The sequence below is a fragment of the Ruegeria sp. B10 genome (assembly GCF_056539825.1).
In genome coordinates this window covers 17,586-36,352 of sequence record NZ_JBQFVP010000018.1, presented here as the reverse complement: position 1 = coordinate 36,352, position 18,767 = coordinate 17,586, and the positions used below count along the sequence as shown (strand labels likewise).

Below are 18,767 nucleotides of genomic sequence, written 5' to 3'. Positions count from 1 at the left end.
GAAAACAAGACCCGCGGACAGCCCCGCACTATTTGAAAAGGCCGAGCTATGGATCGCGCGCAGATCGTCCATGAGAATTTCCTATCCCGCGTGGCAAACCGGGATTTCCCCGAGGGCGCGCCCCCGGTCGGTGGCTTGCGCCATGCAGATGCGGTGTCGCTGTATCGTTCGCAAGTTCTCAGCCGGGCGCTGGATCGCACGAGCCGGGCGATGCAGAAGGCAGGGCAGGGGTTCTATACCATTGGCTCATCGGGTCATGAGGGCATGGCTGCCGTGGCCCACGCTTTGCGCCCGACGGATATTGCCTTTTTGCACTACCGCGATGCGGCGTTCCAGATTGCCCGGGCCGAGCAGGTACCGGGCCAACAGATTGCCTGGGATATGCTGCTGAGCTTTGCCTGTTCGAAAGAGGATCCGACCTCGGGCGGGCGTCATAAGGTGCTTGGCTCGAAGGCTCTGACGATCCCGCCTCAGACCTCGACCATTGCCAGCCACCTGCCCAAGGCGGTCGGCGCGGCCTATGCGTTAGGGGCCGCGCGGCGGCATGACCCCGAGCATCGGGTGTTGCCCGAGGATGGCATCGCCATGTGTTCGTTCGGGGACGCCTCGGCCAACCATTCGACCGCGCAAGGGGCGATCAACACGGCGGGTTGGACAAGTGTCCAATCCACGCCGCTGCCCTTGCTGTTCGTATGCGAAGACAACGGTATCGGGATATCGGTGAAGACACCCAAAGGCTGGATCGAGGCGTCGATGGCGCATCGTCCGGGGATCAAGTATTTTCAAGCCAATGGGCTGGACATCTATGAGACCTACGCCGTGGCACAAGAAGCCGCGCATTATGTCCGCACGCGCCGTAAGCCCGCCTTCCTGCACCTGCGGACCGTACGCCTCTATGGCCATGCCGGGGCGGATGTGCCGACCACATATCTAAGCAAGGCCGAGGTCGAGGCGGATGAGGCAAATGATCCGCTTCTCCATTCCGTTCGCCTGTTGGATCAGGCGGGGGCGTTGGCTCCGGAAGAGGCGTTGAAAATCTATCAGGACAGCTGCGCCCGAACGGATCGTGTGGCTGCCGAGGCTGCTACGCGCCCGCATTTGTCGACCGCGCAGGATGTCATGGCAAGCCTGATCCCGCCCAAACGCACCTGCAAGCCGACAAACGGCCCCAGCGCGGATGCGCGCGCAAATGCGTTCGGGGGCGACATGCGCGCGATGGCTGACCCGCAGCCCATGAGCCGCCTGATCAACTGGGCGCTGACCGATCTGATGCTGGAACATGGCGAGATCGTCTGCATGGGCGAGGATGTGGGCCGCAAAGGTGGCGTTTATGGCGTGACGCAGAAACTGCAGCAGCGGTTCGGTCAGGACCGTGTGATCGACACTCTGCTGGACGAGCAGTCGATCCTCGGCCTCGCCATCGGCATGGGCCACAACGGGTTTGTGCCGATCCCCGAAATCCAGTTCCTCGCCTATCTGCACAACGCTGAGGACCAGATCCGCGGTGAAGCCGCAACCTTGCCCTTCTTCTCGAATGGGCAATTCACCAACCCGATGGTGCTGCGAATTGCTGGGCTTGGGTATCAGAAAGGCTTTGGAGGGCATTTCCACAACGACAACTCTCTGGCCGTTTTGCGCGACATTCCGGGTGTGATCATTGCCTGCCCCTCGACCGGGGAGGACGCGGCGCAGATGCTGCGTGAATGCGTGCGGCTGGCGCGGGAAGAGCAGCGGGTCGTCGTGTTCCTTGAACCGATTGCGCTCTATCCTATGCGGGATCTGAACGCGGCGCAGGATGGGGGCTGGATGACAACCTACCCCTCTCCTGACCGGCGGATTGCGCTGGGCGAGGTTGGGGTGCATGGGGACGGCTCTGATCTGGCCATCGTGACCTACGGAAACGGCCACTACCTGTCGCGTCAAGCGTTGCCTGAGTTGCAGGCGGCCGGGGTGAACGCTCGTATCGTCGATCTGCGCTGGTTGGCCCCACTACCGGCCGAGGCGCTGCTGAACGCGACCAAGGACTGCAAGCATGTCCTGATCGTGGATGAGTGTCGCCGCACAGGCAGCCAATCAGAGGGGCTGATGACCCTCTTCCGCGAAGAAAGCGCCCAGACGCGGGTCGCCCGCGTTGTGGCAGAGGATTGCCTTATCGCGACCGGCCCGGCCTATGCCGCGCCCCTGCCGTCCAAGGACGGTATCGTTGCTGCGGCCCTGACCCTGACCGGAGTGCGGAAATGACCCGAACAGCTGTCGTGATCTGCCCCGGTCGGGGCACCTATAACAAGCCCGAGCTGGGCTATCTGCACCGTCACCATGCGGACAAGATACCGATGTTCCAGCGCTTTGACGCCATGCGCGCCAAGGCCGGGCAAAAGGGGGTAACCGCGCTGGACGGGGCCGCGCGCTTTGCGGTCAGCACCTATTCGCGCGGCGATGTGGCCTCGCCACTGATCTATGCGGCCGCGCTCGCGGATGCGCAGTCGCTGGCGGATGATATCGAGGTGGTGGCCGTGACAGGCAACTCGATGGGTTGGTACATCGCACTCGCCGCCGCTGGCGCGCTGAGCGCTGAGAACGGGTTCCGCGTGGTGAACTCCATGGGCACTCTGATGCAGGACCATCTGATCGGGGGCCAGTTGGTCTATCCCTTCACCGATGACAGCTGGGTCGACAGTGCGAACCAGAAGCAAGCGCTGTTGCAGGATGTCTCTAAAATCAACGCGGCCGAGGGGCAGGATCTGGCGCTGTCGATTGATCTGGGCGGTATGCTGGTGCTGGCCGGGAATGAGGCCGGTCTCGCAGCGTTCGAGACATCTCATCCTACCGTTCAGGACCGCTTTCCCATGCGGCTGCCGAACCATGCGGCGTTCCATACCTCTCTGCAGGCCCCGATTGCCGCTGAAGGCCGGGCGCGGCTGAAACCCGATCTGTTCGGCCAACCCCTTCATCCGATGATCGACGGGCGCGGCAAGATCTGGTGGCCGGGCGCCACCGATACCGAGGCGCTGTGGGACTATACGCTGGGCCATCAGGTGACCGAGCCCTACGATTTCACCCACGCCATTCAAACCGCCGCGCGAGAGTTCGCACCCGACTTGTTCATCGTGACGGGGCCGGGGGCGACGCTTGGTGGTGCGGTGGCGCAGTCTCTGACCATGGCAGGGTGGAGCGGCATGATCGACAAGACCTCATTCGCGGCGCGGCAAGAGGGCTCGCCCATTCTTGTAGCCATGGGGCGCGAGGATCAAAGGTCTCTGGCGACGGGCTAGGCACTGCTTCAGGTCTTGGCCTGAATAACGTTGGCGATGGTTTCGATCCGATTGCGCAGCCAGCGATGGGCCGGGTCATTGGCCGAGCGCTGGTGCCAGACCATGTAGATAGAAACCGGCTCGCAGTCGAACGGCAAGGTCGCGCAATCCAGCGCTGCCAGTGGTCCGTTTTTCATCATCGCCGTGTCGGTGGAAATCAGCGGGCTGCCCGCTATGAAAGACGGGATGGCGTTGAAATGCGGCAGCACGACGGTTGGCGGACGGATCTGGCTTTGATCCACGCCGCGCATCACAGCGCGCGCATTCCGGCCGTCAGGAAAGCGAACCTCGACATGTTCGCTCTGGCAGTAGGCCTCCCACGTCTCGGGCGCGGTGCGTTGACTGCGGTCATAAAACACCTTCAACGGACTTGAGATCAGCCGCTTCTGAAAGATGTCTGGACCGTCCGGTGGCAGCGGCGTCAGCATAAGCTGGCACCGGTCGCTGCGCAGCAGGTCCGGCCCCGGTACGCCGGATGAGATGAATTCCAACTGCAGCCTGATCCCCTCGGCACGGGTCGCACGTAGAAGGTCGGGGAAGATCAGCTCTCGCGGCATATCGTTGGTGGCGATGCGGATTTCCATCTGCTCTGACAGGGGATCAAAAGGGCGCTCATCCGTCAGGGCGCGCATGCCGTCCAGAACGTTGCGGACCGGTTCTTGCAGGGCAATCGCGCGCTCGGTCGGTGTCAGGCCCTGGCCGGATCGTACGAATAGCGGTTCGCCCAACACCCGCCGTAGCTTAGCCAATGTGTGGCTAATGGCGGATTGTGTGACACCCAGCCGATCCGCCGCTTTCGAGACCGAGCTTTCCTCGAGTATCGTCAGAAATATGCGCAGGACCTTGCCGTCCAGATCAGTGAAATCGATTTTGCTCATACAATCTATGATTAAGTATGAATGGTTTTGCTGTCGAGAGGGCGCTAGGTCAGTCGCAAACAAGGGGCACGCATATGGGACTTCGCTTTTTCTCGGACAAGAACCGACCGGTTCACATGGGGTCGTACCCGTTGGAGCGTCTGGCGCGTCAGCAGGCGATGCCCGACCTGTCCCAACTGCCCCCGATGCCAGAGCTTAGCTTTCATCGGCCTGACCGGCCCGAGAGCATCGTGAACGCGATGGGTGAGTTTCAGGCTATGCTGGACACGATCCGGGATGGGCTGGTGAACCCTGTCGCTTCGGACATCCCGCAGGGCCCGCAGGCACGGGCAGATCACCTCAAGGCTTTTGGGTATTTCAACGATGCCTCGATGATGGGATGCGGGCCGCTGCCGCCCGAGGCGCTGTTGGACCAGCCGCGCCGCAACCCAGATATCGACCGCCTGGCCCATGCATTGAAAACCCGCCAGACCAAAACGCTGGCCTCGGGGATCGACGTTATCATGGCCGACCTCAAGGAAAGCATGGAGGCCGCGCCGCGTCCGATGGCCTCGCATCGTCATGTTCTGGTATTCCTGTATGAACATAACCGTGATCCGAACCCGGACGAGCCGGGGTCTGAATGGATCATAGATGCGCAGGACCACCGGGCCTGCCTGCTGGCGACCGAGAATGCCGTTGTGATCGCCAATTACATCCGCCTGCTTGGGTTGGATGCGCGGGCACACACGGCGATGTCGTCCGAAGTGGATCTGGGCAAGCTTGCGGTCGCGGCGGGTTTGGCCTCGGTCGAAGACGGCACGCTTGTTGCCCCATGGCTGGGGCGTCGTTTTGGTCTGGCCGCTGTCACGACCGAGATGGAGATTGCCCACGATCAGCCCCTGCAACCGATGGCGCAACAACCGTGGTTCCGGACCCAAGGTCCTGCGTGGTGGCTGGGCACCGGGTTCGCCAAGAACGCTCTGAACCGCGACGCCTATGCCAAACGCCGCTATGTGGACGGGGCGCACCCGTTTGAGCGGCTCAAGCGGGTCGAGACGCCCACCACCTATATTGATGAGGCGAACGTCGCGCGCGTTCCCAAGCGCGCTGACATGTTCGCGCGGGCGCAGTTCGGCGATATGGGCAAACACCTGCAGGATGCCGCCAAGGGCGGATATTACGTGCGCAAATCGGCCCCCAGTTTCGCGCAACGCCGGGCGCTGGGCGCGTTTGTTCTGTTGCAGGATGGCGAAAGCGCAAAGGTCTCGCCGCCGACAGATGCTCAGCGCAATGCCGCCAATATTAAGGCCGCCAGTTACTTCCTTGGGGTGGATGCAGTCGGCCTCAGCCGTTGTCCGGACTGGGCGTGGTATTCCCACGATGCGACGGGGGAAGAGATCACGCCGCCGCATGATCAGGCCATCAGCATGATCATCGACCAGGGCTATGAGACGATGGAGGGCGCAAGTGGTGATGATTGGATCAGCGTCGCGCAATCCATGCGCGCCTATCTGCGGTTTTCACTGTTGGGTGGCGTGATCGCGCAGCAGATCCGCAACCTCGGCTACAAAGCCAAGGCCCATACGGTGATGGATGGTGAGGTGCTGCAGCCACCGTTGTTGCTGCTATCGGGATTGGGCGAGGTCAGCCGGATCGGTGAGGTCATCCTGAACCCCTATCTCGGCCCGCGTCTGAAATCCGGCGCGGTGACGACTGATATGCCGATGTCGCATGACAAGCCGATAGACTTCGGCCTGCAGAGTTTCTGCGAAAGCTGTAACAAATGTGCCCGCGAATGCCCTTCGGGGGCGATCACCGCCGGACCGAAGTTGATGTTCAACGGCTATGAAATCTGGAAGTCTGACAGCCAGAAATGCGCGACCTATCGCGTAACAACGCCCGGAGGGTCGATGTGCGGGCGCTGCATGAAGACCTGCCCGTGGAACCTTGAAGGGATTTTCAAAGAACGCCCCTTCCGTTGGGCTGCGATGAATATCCCTCAGGCCGCCCCGGCATTGGCGAAACTGGATGATGCGGTAGGCAATGGTGGCCTGAACGATGTCAAAAAATGGTGGTGGGATATCGAGCTGCAGTCGGATGGCGCCTATCGCCCTTCGGTGCATCCGCTGAACAGGCGCGACCTGCAGCCTGATCTGGATCTGAAATACGAAGATCAGACACTGGCCGTTTACCCCGCCTATCTGGCCCCGCACCCGTGGCCCTATCCCTTTGCCATGGACCGCGAGGCAGGGATTGCCGCCTATGAGGCGATGGTGAGCGCTGAAGAATACAAGGCACGCAAGGTGGCTGGCGATATGTCGGTTGTCCATCGCTACGAGATCGCCGGCGATGCGCCCGTCATGCGGGTCGAATTGACCAAGGTCGACAAGATGACGGCGGATGTGACCAAATATGAGTTCTCGACACTGGACGGTTCTCCTCTGCCCGAATGGACAGCGGGCGCGCATTTGGATGTGTTGGTCGCGCCCGAGTTTCTGCGCCAGTATTCGATGTCCGGTGACCCCTCGGACCGGGCGAGCTATCAGATCGGTGTCTTGCGTGAGGATGAGGGGCGCGGTGGTTCGGCTCTGCTGCATCGCATCTTCAACGAAGGCCGCAAGGTTTTCATCTCGAAGCCGATCAATTATTTCGAACTGGATGAAACAGCGACAAAAACCTTCCTGATGGGTGGAGGGATCGGCATCACCCCAATGATCGCCTTTGCCCATCGCCTGCACGCGCTGGGCAAACCGTTCGAGATGCACTACTCTGCCAGTACCCGTGCCAGCGCCGGGTATCTGCATGACCTTGCCGCGATGCCGTGGGCAGATCACGTTCACTACCATTTCTCGGATGAAGGCGCGCGAGCCGATCTGGATGCGGTCCTGTCAGGCTATCAGGACGGCTGGCACGTCTATACCTGCGGGCCCGATCGCTTCATGGACGGCGTCATGCAAGCGGCCGAACGGCAGGGTTTCCCGGACGAAGCGCGGCATTTGGAGTATTTCTCGGTCCCCGAGCAACCGGACTATGAAAACTACCCATTCACCTTGAAGCTGGCGAAGTCAGGCCAGGAACTGACCGTGCCAGAAGACAAGGACGCCGCGCAGGTGCTGAATGAGGCGGGCATTCACGTGGATGTGAAATGCGCTGATGGCATCTGCGGCGTCTGCAAATGCGGTGTTGTTTCGGGCGAAATCGAACATCGCGATTTCGTCCTGTCTAACAAACAACGCGAGAGCGCTATCATTTTGTGCCAAAGCCGAGCCGCGCAATCAGATGGCGTGATCGAGATCGACCTCTGACCCGAGGTCGAAAAACGACATGAAGTTGTAGAAAAATTGGTCGCTCCGGCCATGGACGCCGGGGGGCTGCTGCACTAACGTCCCCTCTGAACCCAGTGAATCCTGATTGACAGGTGCGAGGTATTTTCATGGATTATCACAGCCCCGCCAGCTTTGCCGAGGCGTCGGCTCTGGCTGCAAACGCGACGGGCACGACACGGTTTCTGGCAGGCGGCACCGATGTGTTGGTGCAGCTGCGCTCGGAATTGGTGACGCCCGATACGTTGATCGACATCAAGAAAATCAACGGTGTGGATCAGATCACGCAAAACACCGATGGTAGCTGGACGCTTGGCGTCGCTGTCACCGGCGCTGAAATGAGCGAGCATCCCGAGCTCGGCTGCGACTGGCCCGGTGTGGTCGAGGCGATGGATCTGATCGGATCGACTCAGGTGCAGGGCCGCGCGACGTTGACAGGCAACCTGTGCAACGGCTCTCCGGCGGCGGATTCGGTGCCCGCGATGGTTGCAGCGGGCGTGACGGTTACTGTGACCGGCCCGGATGGCGCGAGAGAGGTTGCTGTTGAGAACATCCCCACCGGACCGGGCAAGACCTCGCTGGCGAAGGGTGAAGTGATCTCGGCCGTCAATATCCCCGCACGGGGAGACAACGCGGGCGACGCCTATCTGCGCTTCATTCCGCGCACCGAAATGGACATCGCTGTGGTCGGCGTGGGTGTCAGCCTGCGTCTGGACGGCGACGTGATCACCGAGGCGCGGGTTTCCTTGGGCGCTGTCGCCCCGACCGTTTTGCTGGTTGAAGACTGTGCTAACGCCATCATCGGTAGCGCGTTGGATGACACCGCTCTGGACGCGTTGGCCGCGGCCGCTTCGGCAGCCTGTAACCCGATTGACGACAAACGCGGCACGATCGAATTCCGCACGGAGGTCGCTGGTGTTCTGGCCAAGCGCGCCGCGAAAATCGCCTATGCCCGCGCGAAGGGAGAAGACGCATGAGCAAGCTCCACGTATCCACCACCGTGAACGGGGACACGGTCGAATACCTGTGCGACCCGCGCGAAACGCTGTTGGACTGTCTGCGCGACAAATTGAATCTGACCGGCGCGAAAGAAGGTTGCGGCACCGGCGATTGCGGCGCGTGCTCCGTCACCGTAGATGGCCGTCTGGTCTGTTCCTGCCTGATGCTGGGTGTTGAGGCCGATTGCAAGACCATCGAAACCGTCGAAGGCATCGCCGATGGCGACGTTCTGCACCCGCTGCAGAGGAAGTTCATCGAACATGCGGCGCTTCAGTGCGGCATCTGCACCCCGGGCATTCTGGTGGCGGCCAAGTCGCTGCTCGAGAAGAACCCAAACCCGACTGAAGAGGAAACCCGGTATTGGCTGGCAGGCAATCTCTGCCGCTGCACCGGCTATGACAAGATCATTCGCGCCGTGATGGAAACGGCGGAAGAGCTGCGGGAGGCTTCGTAATGGCACTCGACGATCGTAAATCTGTATTCACTTTCGTTGGCACGCGTCCGGATCGCCCGGATGGCTTGGACAAGGTCACGGGCCGCGCCAAATTCGGGGCTGATGCCTATGCGCCCGGCATGTTGCACGGAGCGGTTCTGCGCTCGCCCCATGCCCACGCACGGATCGTGAAGATCGACACCTCAAAGGCCGAGGCGCATAAGGACGTCAAAGCCGTCGTCACCCGCGCGGACTTTGCCGATGTCCCGTTCAAACCCGGTCTCGAGGGCGAGTTCTGGAACGTTTTGGAAAACGTCATGGCAGGCGAAAAGGCCCTCTATGACGGTCATGCCGTGGCAGCGGTTGCCGCGACTTCGGCGCTGGCAGCCCGCGATGCGCTCAAGCTGATCGAGGTCGAATACGAAGTGCTGCCCCATGTGACCGACGTGGACAAAGCGATGGCGTCGGATGCGCCTGTTATTCGGGAAGGCGCGGCGGACTATTCGGTGCCCGAAGGCATGCACCCGAACGTCGTGCGCTACCACGAAAGCGGTCACGGAGATGTTGAGGCCGGGTTTGCCGAAGCGGATCTGGTCATCAAAGACAGCTTTGTTACCGAAGCGACCCATCAGGGCTATATCGAACCGCACGCCTGTCTGGGCATATTGGGCAATGACGGCAAGGGTGAGCTGTGGTGCACCACGCAAGGCCACTGGATCGCGCAAAAGACATGCGCCGCGCTGCTTGGCATTGAGACCTCGCAACTTCGCGTCACCGCGTCCGAGATTGGCGGCGGCTTCGGCGGAAAGACCACGGTTTTCATCGAACCCGTTGCACTGGCGCTGAGCCGCAAAGCCAACCGTCCGGTCAAGGTCGTAATGACCCGGTCTGAAGTTTTCCGGGCGACCGGCCCAACGGCGTCGGCGTCGATGGACGTCAAGATCGGCATGAAGAAGGACGGGACCATCTCGGCAGCACAAGGCGTGTTCCGCCTCCAGGGCGGGGCCTTCCCCGGTGCGCCGGGCGATATGACTGCCATGTGCGCCTTCGCGCCGTACAACCTGACCAACGTCAAGCAGATCGGCTATGACGTGATGTCGAACCGTCCGAAACAGGCCGCTTACCGCGCGCCAGGCGCACCCATGGGTGCCTTTGCGGTTGAGTCGGTGATTGATGAGCTGTGCAACAAGTTGGGTCTCGACCCCGTTGATGTCCGCCTGAAAAACGCCGCTCATGAAGGGACCAAGGCCAGCTATGGCCCGACATACGAACGCATTGGTCTGGTCGAAACGCTGGAGGCTGCCAAGGCGCACCCGCACTATTCGGCCCCGCTGAAGCCGGGGCAGGGGCGCGGTATTTCCTGCGGGTTCTGGTTCAACCACGGCGGTGAGACCTCAGTGTCCCTGGCCTTGTCCGAAGATGGCTCGGCCCAGCTGATGGTGGGAACACCCGATATCGGCGGTTCTCGCGCGTCTATGGCGCTGATGGCGGCCGAGGTTCTGGGCATCCCATACGAGAACATCCGCGTCACCATCGCGGATACGGCGACGCTGGGTTATAACGACGTCTCACATGGCTCGCGCGTGACCTACGCGTCGGGTCTGGCGACCATCAAAGCGGCCAAACACGCGGTTGAGAAACTGTGCGAGCGCGCGGCGGCCAAGTGGGGTATCCCGGTCGAGGCCGTGAAATGGGAGGACGGCTGCGCCGTGCCCTCAGGCCCCAATGCAGGTGACTTCGACCCGCTGGCCCTGTCCGACATCACGGCAGATATGGGGCGCACCGGCGGCCCGATCTCGGGCCATTTCGAGGCAACTCCGGAAGGCGCAGGCGTGTCCTTTGGCACCCATATTGTCGATGCCGAGGTCGACCCGGAAACCGGCAAGACCAGCGTGACTCGCTACACGGTCATTCAGGATGCCGGCAAGGCGATCCACCCGACCTACGTGGAAGGCCAGTTCCAGGGCGGTGCTGCTCAAGGCATCGGCTGGGCGCTGAACGAGGAATATATCTACGGCGAGGACGGGCGGTTGCAGAACTCAATCTTCCTCGACTACCGGATCCCCGTCGCCAGTGACCTGCCGATGATCGACACGGTGATTGTCGAAGTGCCCAACCCCGGCCACCCGTTTGGGGTACGCGGTGTGGGCGAGACCGGCATCGTGCCGCCGCTTGCCGCCATCGCAAACGCGGTTTCCAACGCGGCGGGTGTGCGGATGAAGCAACTGCCGATGTCGCCTCCGCGCATTCTGGCCGCGCTCAAGGACAATGGTTGAGGTTCACCTCTGGTCCGGCCTCCGGTCTCTGACCGGGGGTTTGGCCGTTGTCGAGGTCGAGGCCAAAACAACCGGAGAGTTGCTGCGCGCCTTGGTGCGCGCGCATCCACAATTGCAGGCCCCTATTGATGCGGGCGTCTCAATCGCGATCGACGGGCGCGTGATTGCAACGGGCCTGACGGAACCAATCCCGGAAGGTAGCGAAATCTATCTAATGCAGAGGCTGCGCGGCGGTTAAGGTTTAGGCGACCACGGTTCGCGCCCGACCATCCGGTCGGCCTCGGCTGTGATATCGTTCATGTGCTGCTCAAGGTTTTGGCGCAGGGTTTCGATCTGCTCTTCACTGGCTTTGCGTGGGACAGTCTCGGTCCATTCGCGGCATAAAAATACACCTTCGTTGCGCCAGGGGCGGGGCATCAACAAGCGGTCCCATGTACCTGCCTCTCTGCCATGGCGGGCCGAGAAGGTGATTCCGAACACCCGTTTGCCGGATGTGCGCGCCCAGACCAAAGGCACGGTCGACAGCACCCGTTCCGGTCCGCGGGGTCCGTCGGCGGCAATACCAATGGATATCCCCTGCTTCATTTTGCCCAGAACTTCACGCGACACGGCGACGTTGCTTTTGTGTTTGCTGGCCATAGCGATCGTGTCCATGCCGAACAGCTTTTGCACGCGACCCACCATGCTGCCCGCCCGCGCCGAGGACGTGATCGAGCAGATCTGCGCCTTGTCCAGCGGGAAGAAATAGGGGGACTGCGCCAGCCGCTGATGCCACAGAACAACGATGACCGGTTCGCCCTGTTCGGCCAGCTGGTCCAGTTCTTCATAGCCGATGCGCTGCCATTTGGTGTTGCGGTTGACCATCCGAATATAGCTCGCAATACGGCGCGCCGCCCAGTTTAACACGGCTTCGCTGTCGGCGATCTTTTTGCGGATACTCACGGATGGGTCCCTCTTACTGACCAAAACGTGTCTTATAGAACTCAACGCCGCGTGCAACTTGTTTGTCTTGTCGAGAAGTGGTCGAGAAACTGAAAAAGCCTCTTGAGTCCGCCGCGCGGCTGGCATATCTGAGGCTCAGCCTAGGGGTATAGCTCAGTTGGTAGAGCGACGGTCTCCAAAACCGTAGGTCGCGGGTTCGAACCCTGCTGCCCCTGCCATTCAAAACTTCTCAAAACTTGAATGTTCGCTTTTGCGGCTGCGTCTAATCCTATTTTCGCCGCGCGAAATTCTCTTCGAGGTTCCTCAGGGGCAGTTTGAGCGGCGGCCACATTGCGCAGTGGGTAGAGATTTGACGTAGCGTCCCGAAATTTCTTCCGCTTCGGCGTAGTTGACGTAAACGTAAGATGCTGCTCAATTTTTTATTTTGCATGCACAAAAGTGACGAAAACCGGGGTTTTCTTCCCCCTTACGTCTCAAAATGAAATCCCTAAATGCACCTCGTCGCTGCGGGGTGCCACTCACGGACTGTGATCCTTGAGCTTCGGCCAACCACTGAGGTTCGGATCGGCCCCGCAGTGACAAGACTTGCGCAGTTCATTGGGAGGGAAGGAATTTGATACAGAGTTTTTGGTCGATCTTTCGCGACTCCCGCTGGCCAGCGGCACAACTGACGCAGCCTCGGTCCGAAGAGGCCTGTGCTGCAGATGAAGAAACAAGCGAACCCACGGTGAGAGAGGCCGAGTTCCGGAGCCTGTTTCAAACGACATTGCTGGAAATGAAACAGCCGCAAGCAGGCGATGAAGGCTCTGACACTTGGCGAGTGTAAGCCTGCCGAAAACCTGCCTAGCCCGATAGGGCGCAAATGCACCATGTTTCGTATCAAATCGATGCCTGTGTTGCTGAACGGCGAACGCAGAGATATGCACTAAAGGCAATATTTGATTTGCATTCAAGGGTGTTGAATGGGATTGCGAAGCCTGATTCCCGAAAAGATTGCCTCACGTGTTCTTGGCAGCGGCAAAACCCGGCGCGCGGTCATGAATCAGCTGCTTGATCAGGATACTTTGTTGTTTAGGGACTTGGGCGATCATGCTTTTGCCTTCTTTCCAACGGATGCAATCTGACGTTCCCTTTGCCAGAACGGTGAATTCGCCCGCGGCTCGGTCACGAATCTGCGGGCGTTTCTTGAACAAAACAATGCCTTTAAACCCGGAATGTCTGTTCTGGAAGTTGGAGCCAATATTGGCACCCAAACCGTCTATTTCTTCCTAGACCTGCAGTGTGACGCCGTCGTGTCGATCGAGCCGGACCCGGACAACATGAACCTGTTGCGTCACAATCTTGCGTTGAACGGGCTGACAGAAAAAGTGACGATCTTGGGTGTCGCAGCTTCGGACACGAATGGAACGGCTGAATTTACCCGTAATCTGTTCAACCGGGGCGGCTCGCGTCTGGGCGCCAGGCGAAAAAGCGGCAAGACCCGAGAGAGTTTTTCAGTCGAGATCGTTCGGATTGACGACCTGGTGCAGTCAGGCACCCTTGAGGCTGATCAAATTGGGCTGGTCTGGATGGATGTTGAGGGCCATGAGCTATCTGCCCTGACGGGTATGAAGCAGTTGATCGCCGATTTCCGACCGCCGATATTTTTGGAATTTACCCCGGACGGACAGTACAGCACCCAGCAAGAGCTGTGTGACCTGCTATTTGACAACTATCAGGGCGTTTATCGTCATGCTGGGGGCTTTCATCCCGTGTCACGTGAAGCGTTCGCGCAGATCAAACATCAGGTCGATCTTCTGGTCATCTGAAACCCCACCCGATCTCAAAGCAGGGCGGTGACCGTCTTTCCTCTGCTTGCGGGATAGCCTAAAGTCCCCGCAAATCGCAGACACCGGGAATGAGGGTACATGTCGCGTTTCGATGGTTACTTCCTGCGGCAGTTGCTGGTGCTGTTTGGCTTTTTCACTCTGGTCCTGGTCGGTGTTTTCTGGATCACGCGGTCTGTCAGCCTGTTTGACAGGGTGATCAGCGGCGGCCAGTCGGCGGTTGTTTTCCTCGAATTCACTGCTCTGACGCTTCCGACCCTGATCCGAACAGTGATGCCGATGGCTGTGTTCGCTGCGGCCGTCTACGCCACGAACCGCCTCAGCCGGGAAAGTGAGATGACGGTCATGCTGGCGACCGGCTCTAGCCCTTGGCGGCTGGCCCGGGCTGTGGTGCTGTTCGGTCTTGTTACAGGGATGATGATGGCGGCGATCAGCGTTTTCCTGCGCCCTGCCTCGGTCGAGCAGCTCGAGATCCGGCAGGCCGAAGTTGCAGGTGACGTGACCGCCCAATTGCTGAATGAGGGTGAGTTTCTGCACCCGGCCGACGGTGTCACGGTCTATATCGGTCGGATTGATCTGGACGGGACTTTGCACGAGGTCTTTGTCTCAGACCGGCGAGACCCAGCGAATTCTGTCAGCTATTCAAGTTCAACAGCGTATCTGGTGAACAATGCGGCCGGCATCAACCTTGTCATGCTGGATGGGGTGGCGCTGCGTCTGGACAAGGACGGGCGCACCCTGTCATCGACCCTGTTTCAGGACGCCTCATACGATATCTCGGCGCTGACCAGTACCGGAGGGATGAGCGCCCGCAGCCTTGAAGCGATCCCCACGATGGAATTGATCCGGGACCGCGAGGCTATCGCCAGCGCAGAAGGGTTCAGCCCGGGTGAACTGACTGATGAGTTGCACCAACGGTTCTCGTGGATCGCGATTTGCGTGGCGGTTGGGCTGGTCGGATATGCCACCCTGATGCTGGGAAGCTTCTCGCGGTTCGGGTTGTGGCCGCAGATTCTGGGGGCGTTTACCATTCTGGTTCTGCTTGAAGGCGTTCGGGGGTTTGTTTCTCCGATCGTGATAGATGAGCCGGGTCTTTGGATCGTTCTCTATGCACCGGCGGTCATTGGTATCCTGATCTCGTGCCTGTTCTTGGCGGTTGCAGGGCGTCCAATTTGGCGCCGTTCCAGGGCCGAGGTCGCTGTCTAGGCAGGGTCTCGCAAACCCTGCAGGCAGTCTAGAATATCCTCGAACGCAGCGCTGTCTGGGCGAGTTACGAGATAGAGCGGCAACATCAGGTCCGGGCTCTGTTCAACCCGTACCAGCGCGCCAGAGCAAATGTGCTCTGCCGCCAAATAGGCGGGAAAAAACCCACGTCCCCCTCGTTTGAGGACATAGCGCAGGGCCATCATGCAATTGCCCAGAAAGACCGTCTGCCCCTCCGCCTGGCGGGCCGTAGTCCGCACATGGTCCTGATAAGCGGTGCCAAGTTCGAGATTGACGAATACCGAGTTGTCGACCATTGCCTCAGCGGTTTCGAGAAGAACCAACCGCTCTGGCGGCAAGGTTTCAAACATCACCCGCCTGTCTGATGGCTTTTCGTGGGTCAGCGCGGCGTCCAGCACATGTGTTGCGACCGCGTCCACCATATCCAGATCATGATCGTAGTTCAGCGTCAGCAGCAATTGGCCAAGATGCTGTTCGAAACGTATGGCGAGATCGACCAGCAAGGGGTCCCAAACGCTGAGCTGCGCCCCCAGCCTTAGCGCCGGGCGATTTTGGTTTTGCGTGGGCAAATCAGTCGAAGCATAGGACCAGAGCGAGAGCATCTGCTCGGCGTAAGGACGAAATTGGCGTCCAAAATCTGTGAGTGCCGTGCCTCCGGCCCCGCGGGTGAAAAGAGGCTTTCCGGTGGCGTCCTCGATCTGTCTTATGCGCGCGCTGACAGCCGTTTGGGTCACATTCAGCTTGCGCGCTGCTGCGTGAAACCCTCCGGTCTCAGCAACGCATAGAAACGTTTCGAAAGCTTTGATTTGCATAGTGGCAGTATTTTTTGATCATCATGATAAAATCAATTCATTTTTTTCAGCAGGTAAGTCGAGATATCCTGTTCCCGATCAGGACAAAGGACATGCCATGCTGGACAAAAGCCACAAGCCGACCTGGACCAGTTTTGAAGAGGCCACAAAGGCCGACTGGGACGCCGTTATGGACTACGAAGAGACCTATAACGCCGCCCTGCCAGACCGAATTTTGGACGCGATCCGATCGTTGGATGAGGAATGGACGCCGTATCCGGTAAACCGCTACCAACACTCACTGCAGGCCGCGACGCGGGCTTATGAGGATGGCGCGGATGAGGAACTTGTGGTCGCCGCGCTGATCCATGATACGGGCGATATCCTGTCGCCCTACAACCATGGTGAGCTGTCAGCGGCGATGATGAAGCCCTATGTCAGCGAAAAAACCCATTGGATCCTCAAGCATCACTGCGTGTTCCAGGGCTATTACTACAACCACCATCTTGGCGGAGACCGAAATGCACGCGATAAGTATCGCGACAGCCCCTATTGGGAGGACTGCCGCTATTTCTGCCATGAATACGATCAGAAGGCGTTCGACCCGGACTACCCGACCAAACCACTGGAGTTCTTCGAGCCCATGCTGCGCCGCGTGTTGAACAAGGGCGAAGGGCATATGGAGCTGAACGAAACCTCTGAGGGTTAACAGGCCGCCATCAGACGGTAGACGATATGAGCTGCGGTGAAGTCCCAGGCGGCATTGCCGTCGGGGGCCAGTTCGACAACGTCGAAGCCTACGCATTTGCGGCCTTTGAGGGCATGTTCGACTAACCGCAGCGCCTGATAGTACCCCAAACCGCCTGGTACGGGTGTTCCTGTGGCGGGCATTTGGGAGGGGTCCAGACCGTCCACGTCGAAGGTGACATAGACCAGCTCGGGGAAATCCTCGGGCAGGTCGACGGCGTGGATGTTGCCGGTGACCAGCTCTTCGGCGTCGACGTGGAAGACATGGTTTTTTAGACGGCTTTTGGCCTCTTCGGTTGAGAATGCACGCACGCCGAATTGCGCCAGACGGACGCCCTCTTCGGCCAGCAGGTGCATGACCGAGGCGTGGGAGTGTTTCTCGCCCTGATACGCGTTGCGCAAATCGGCATGGGCGTCGATCTGCACGATCCCAACAGGCTGGTTCAGCGCCCGCGCCACGCCCATCACCGCGCCGTAGCTGAGGGAATGCTCTCCACCTAGGGTCACGGGCACCTTGCCCGCACGAATGGCGGCTTCGGTCCGTTGGGCGAGGCGTTCCATCACCTCGGGCAAGGGGCCGTCACAATCCAGCGGGGCTTCGGTATAGATTCCCTCGACGCAGGGTTCTGCATGGCCGGTGATGCGCTCCAGCTCATTGCTGGCCTCGATTATGGCTTCGGGGCCTTTGGCGGTGCCAGAGCCGTAAGAAACCGTGCGTTCCAGCGGAACCGGGATCACGCGAAAGCGCGCGTCTTCAGATCGCTCAGCGGCGGTCAGTTCACTGTCGAGGAAAATGCTCATGAGAGGCGGTCCTTAAAGTCGTGATAACCGAACTGTTTGATGATCTTCAGCTCGTCCGTTTCGCTGTTCCACAGGGCGATGGTCGGCAGGGGAACACCGTTGAAGGTATTTGTCTTGACCATCGAGTAATGCGCCTGATCGAGGAAGGCAAAGCGTTGCCCGATCTCCAGCGGCTGATCCCAAGTGTAGTCGCCGATCACGTCACCTGCGAGGCAAGACGGCCCGCCAAGACGGTAAGTGTGGCCCGCCTCGGCCTCGTCCATCAGGGCGGGGCGATAGGGGGCCTCGATCACGTCGGGCATGTGGCAGGTTGCCGAGATATCGGTGATCGCAAGATCCATGCCATTGGTGGGCAGGTCGAGGATTTCTCCGACCAGAATACCCGCGTCCAACGCGACGGCCTCGCCGGGTTCGAGGTAGATGGTGACATCGTATTTCGCGCGGATGGACTTGATGAATCCCACCAGCCCGTCACGGTCGTAGTCATCGCGGGTGATGTGGTGACCGCCACCGAAATTCAGCCATTTGAGCTGACCGAGGAAAGGTTTGAGTTTCGGCTCGACGGCAGCCCATGTGCGTTGCAGGGGTTCGAATCCCTTTTCGCAGAGCGTGTGCATGTGCAATCCGTCCACGCCGGTCAGGGTCTCGGCAGTTAGTTGGCTGACAGGAGTGCCGAGGCGCGAGCAGGGTGCGCACGGGTCGTATTTCGGAATCTCGCCTTCGGAATGTTCGGGGTTGATGCGCAGGCCGATCTGCACATTGGCCGCTTGGGCTTTGGCGAGGAACCGGTCTTTTTGAGCGGGCGAGTTGAAGATGACGTGGTCGGACAGCGACAGGATTTCATCGATATCCGTATCCTTGTACCCGGCGCAGAAGGTTGCGACCTCGCCGCCATATTCCTCGCGGCCCAGACGTGCCTCATAGATGCCAGAGGCGCAGGTGCCTCCGAGGTGTTGGCGCACCAGCGGGGCCAGTGAGAACATGGAAAACGCCTTGAGCGCGCTCAGGACATTTGCGCCGGACCGGGTGCCGATATCTGATAAAATTGTCAGGTTCCGCTCGACAGCTTTTTCGTCCACCACGAAGCAGGGGCTGGGGACGCGGCTGAAGTCGAATTTGCGGAAGGCGCCGGCGTCACCGGCTTGGGTCGTCATCATGTCGGACATGTCGGGCGTCTCCGATTGTGGAGAGGCCGGGGGACCAGCCCCCCGGACCCCCCGGGATATTTATAGCC

At 60.1% G+C, this 18,767-nt stretch carries 15 protein-coding genes and 1 tRNA gene; 11 read left to right on the top strand and 5 right to left on the bottom strand.

Going from position 1 to position 18,767, the window contains the following annotated elements; all coding sequences use genetic code 11:
- Positions 1 to 48: 48 nt before the first annotated feature.
- Positions 49 to 2,241, top strand: coding sequence for a thiamine pyrophosphate-dependent enzyme (locus tag ACR0J4_RS20885; protein ID WP_170643887.1), 2,193 nt, complete (start codon positions 49 to 51; stop codon positions 2,239 to 2,241).
- Positions 2,238 to 3,272 (top strand): ACP S-malonyltransferase, encoded by a 1,035-nt coding sequence (locus ACR0J4_RS20880; protein ID WP_170643886.1) that lies wholly within the window; start codon positions 2,238 to 2,240, stop codon positions 3,270 to 3,272. The genes ACR0J4_RS20885 and ACR0J4_RS20880 overlap by 4 nt, the downstream gene beginning before the upstream one ends.
- A gap of 8 nt (positions 3,273 to 3,280) precedes the next feature.
- Here ACR0J4_RS20880 and ACR0J4_RS20875 read toward each other — a convergent pair whose 3' ends face one another.
- On the bottom strand, positions 3,281 to 4,189 hold the full coding sequence (locus ACR0J4_RS20875) for a LysR family transcriptional regulator (RefSeq protein ID WP_170643884.1): 909 nt from the start codon (positions 4,187 to 4,189) through the stop codon (positions 3,281 to 3,283).
- A gap of 74 nt (positions 4,190 to 4,263) precedes the next feature.
- Between ACR0J4_RS20875 and ACR0J4_RS20870 the strand changes: the two genes are divergently transcribed.
- From ACR0J4_RS20870 to ACR0J4_RS20850, 5 genes are all read left to right on the top strand, one after another.
- Positions 4,264 to 7,476 carry a reductive dehalogenase gene (locus tag ACR0J4_RS20870; protein WP_170643882.1) on the top strand — a complete coding sequence of 1,071 codons (3,213 nt, stop codon included), beginning with the start codon at positions 4,264 to 4,266 and terminating at the stop codon, positions 7,474 to 7,476.
- Positions 7,477 to 7,604: 128 nt separating this feature from the next.
- A complete protein-coding gene (locus ACR0J4_RS20865) occupies positions 7,605 to 8,471 on the top strand; it encodes an FAD binding domain-containing protein (RefSeq protein WP_170643881.1) in 867 nt (288 codons plus the stop codon).
- Complete coding sequence (locus tag ACR0J4_RS20860; RefSeq protein WP_170643879.1) at positions 8,468 to 8,947, top strand: (2Fe-2S)-binding protein; 480 nt, start codon at positions 8,468 to 8,470, stop codon at positions 8,945 to 8,947. The genes ACR0J4_RS20865 and ACR0J4_RS20860 overlap by 4 nt, the downstream gene beginning before the upstream one ends.
- Complete coding sequence (locus tag ACR0J4_RS20855) at positions 8,947 to 11,202, top strand: xanthine dehydrogenase family protein molybdopterin-binding subunit (RefSeq protein ID WP_170643877.1); 2,256 nt, start codon at positions 8,947 to 8,949, stop codon at positions 11,200 to 11,202. The genes ACR0J4_RS20860 and ACR0J4_RS20855 overlap by 1 nt, the downstream gene beginning before the upstream one ends.
- On the top strand, positions 11,195 to 11,440 hold the full coding sequence (locus ACR0J4_RS20850; RefSeq protein WP_170380552.1) for a MoaD/ThiS family protein: 246 nt from the start codon (positions 11,195 to 11,197) through the stop codon (positions 11,438 to 11,440). Before ACR0J4_RS20855 ends, ACR0J4_RS20850 begins: the two co-directional genes overlap by 8 nt.
- On the opposite strand, the gene ACR0J4_RS20845 is transcribed toward ACR0J4_RS20850, so the two are convergent.
- Positions 11,437 to 12,144, bottom strand: coding sequence for a DUF374 domain-containing protein (locus ACR0J4_RS20845; protein ID WP_170556445.1), 708 nt, complete (start codon positions 12,142 to 12,144; stop codon positions 11,437 to 11,439). The genes ACR0J4_RS20850 and ACR0J4_RS20845 overlap by 4 nt on opposite strands.
- Before the next feature lie 142 nt (positions 12,145 to 12,286).
- Here ACR0J4_RS20845 and ACR0J4_RS20840 point away from each other — a divergent pair.
- The 3 genes from ACR0J4_RS20840 (at position 12,287) to lptF (ending at position 15,176) form a co-directional block, all read left to right on the top strand.
- Positions 12,287 to 12,362: transfer RNA gene (locus tag ACR0J4_RS20840), tRNA-Trp, on the top strand.
- Between the two features lie 996 nt (positions 12,363 to 13,358).
- A complete protein-coding gene (locus tag ACR0J4_RS20835) occupies positions 13,359 to 13,952 on the top strand; it encodes an FkbM family methyltransferase (protein WP_170643874.1) in 594 nt (197 codons plus the stop codon).
- Between the two features lie 99 nt (positions 13,953 to 14,051).
- Complete coding sequence (gene lptF, locus ACR0J4_RS20830) at positions 14,052 to 15,176, top strand: LPS export ABC transporter permease LptF (RefSeq protein WP_170380555.1); 1,125 nt, start codon at positions 14,052 to 14,054, stop codon at positions 15,174 to 15,176.
- Here the strand turns inward: lptF and ACR0J4_RS20825 are convergent.
- A complete protein-coding gene (locus ACR0J4_RS20825; RefSeq protein ID WP_170643872.1) occupies positions 15,173 to 16,006 on the bottom strand; it encodes a LysR family transcriptional regulator in 834 nt (277 codons plus the stop codon). The genes lptF and ACR0J4_RS20825 overlap by 4 nt on opposite strands.
- Positions 16,007 to 16,103: 97 nt before the next feature.
- Here ACR0J4_RS20825 and ACR0J4_RS20820 point away from each other — a divergent pair, with 97 nt between their 5' ends.
- Entirely contained in the window at positions 16,104 to 16,694 is a 591-nt protein-coding gene (locus ACR0J4_RS20820) for an HD domain-containing protein (protein ID WP_170643871.1), read from the top strand.
- Here the strand turns inward: ACR0J4_RS20820 and speB are convergent.
- Both speB and nspC read right to left on the bottom strand, forming a co-directional pair.
- Positions 16,691 to 17,533 (bottom strand): agmatinase, encoded by an 843-nt coding sequence (speB, locus tag ACR0J4_RS20815; RefSeq protein WP_170643869.1) that lies wholly within the window; start codon positions 17,531 to 17,533, stop codon positions 16,691 to 16,693. The two genes, ACR0J4_RS20820 and speB, sit on opposite strands and share 4 nt — an antisense overlap.
- Positions 17,530 to 18,699: a carboxynorspermidine decarboxylase gene (gene nspC / locus ACR0J4_RS20810; protein WP_170643867.1), complete on the bottom strand. Its 1,170-nt coding sequence runs from the start codon at positions 18,697 to 18,699 to the stop codon at positions 17,530 to 17,532. Before nspC ends, speB begins: the two co-directional genes overlap by 4 nt.
- Positions 18,700 to 18,767: the final 68 nt, after the last annotated feature.

Coding starts and splice junctions, on each gene's coding strand:
- ACR0J4_RS20865 (WP_170643881.1), top strand. CDS start 7,605: ATGGATTATCACAGCCCCGCCAGCTTTGCCGAGGCGTCGGCTCTGGCT.
- ACR0J4_RS20835 (WP_170643874.1), top strand. CDS start 13,359: ATGTCTGTTCTGGAAGTTGGAGCCAATATTGGCACCCAAACCGTCTAT.
- ACR0J4_RS20855 (WP_170643877.1), top strand. CDS start 8,947: ATGGCACTCGACGATCGTAAATCTGTATTCACTTTCGTTGGCACGCGT.
- speB (WP_170643869.1), bottom strand. CDS start 17,533: ATGAGCATTTTCCTCGACAGTGAACTGACCGCCGCTGAGCGATCTGAA.
- nspC (WP_170643867.1), bottom strand. CDS start 18,699: ATGTCCGACATGATGACGACCCAAGCCGGTGACGCCGGCGCCTTCCGC.
- ACR0J4_RS20820 (WP_170643871.1), top strand. CDS start 16,104: ATGCTGGACAAAAGCCACAAGCCGACCTGGACCAGTTTTGAAGAGGCC.
- ACR0J4_RS20870 (WP_170643882.1), top strand. CDS start 4,264: ATGGGACTTCGCTTTTTCTCGGACAAGAACCGACCGGTTCACATGGGG.
- ACR0J4_RS20875 (WP_170643884.1), bottom strand. CDS start 4,189: ATGAGCAAAATCGATTTCACTGATCTGGACGGCAAGGTCCTGCGCATA.
- ACR0J4_RS20885 (WP_170643887.1), top strand. CDS start 49: ATGGATCGCGCGCAGATCGTCCATGAGAATTTCCTATCCCGCGTGGCA.
- ACR0J4_RS20850 (WP_170380552.1), top strand. CDS start 11,195: ATGGTTGAGGTTCACCTCTGGTCCGGCCTCCGGTCTCTGACCGGGGGT.
- ACR0J4_RS20860 (WP_170643879.1), top strand. CDS start 8,468: ATGAGCAAGCTCCACGTATCCACCACCGTGAACGGGGACACGGTCGAA.
- ACR0J4_RS20825 (WP_170643872.1), bottom strand. CDS start 16,006: ATGCAAATCAAAGCTTTCGAAACGTTTCTATGCGTTGCTGAGACCGGA.
- ACR0J4_RS20880 (WP_170643886.1), top strand. CDS start 2,238: ATGACCCGAACAGCTGTCGTGATCTGCCCCGGTCGGGGCACCTATAAC.
- lptF (WP_170380555.1), top strand. CDS start 14,052: ATGTCGCGTTTCGATGGTTACTTCCTGCGGCAGTTGCTGGTGCTGTTT.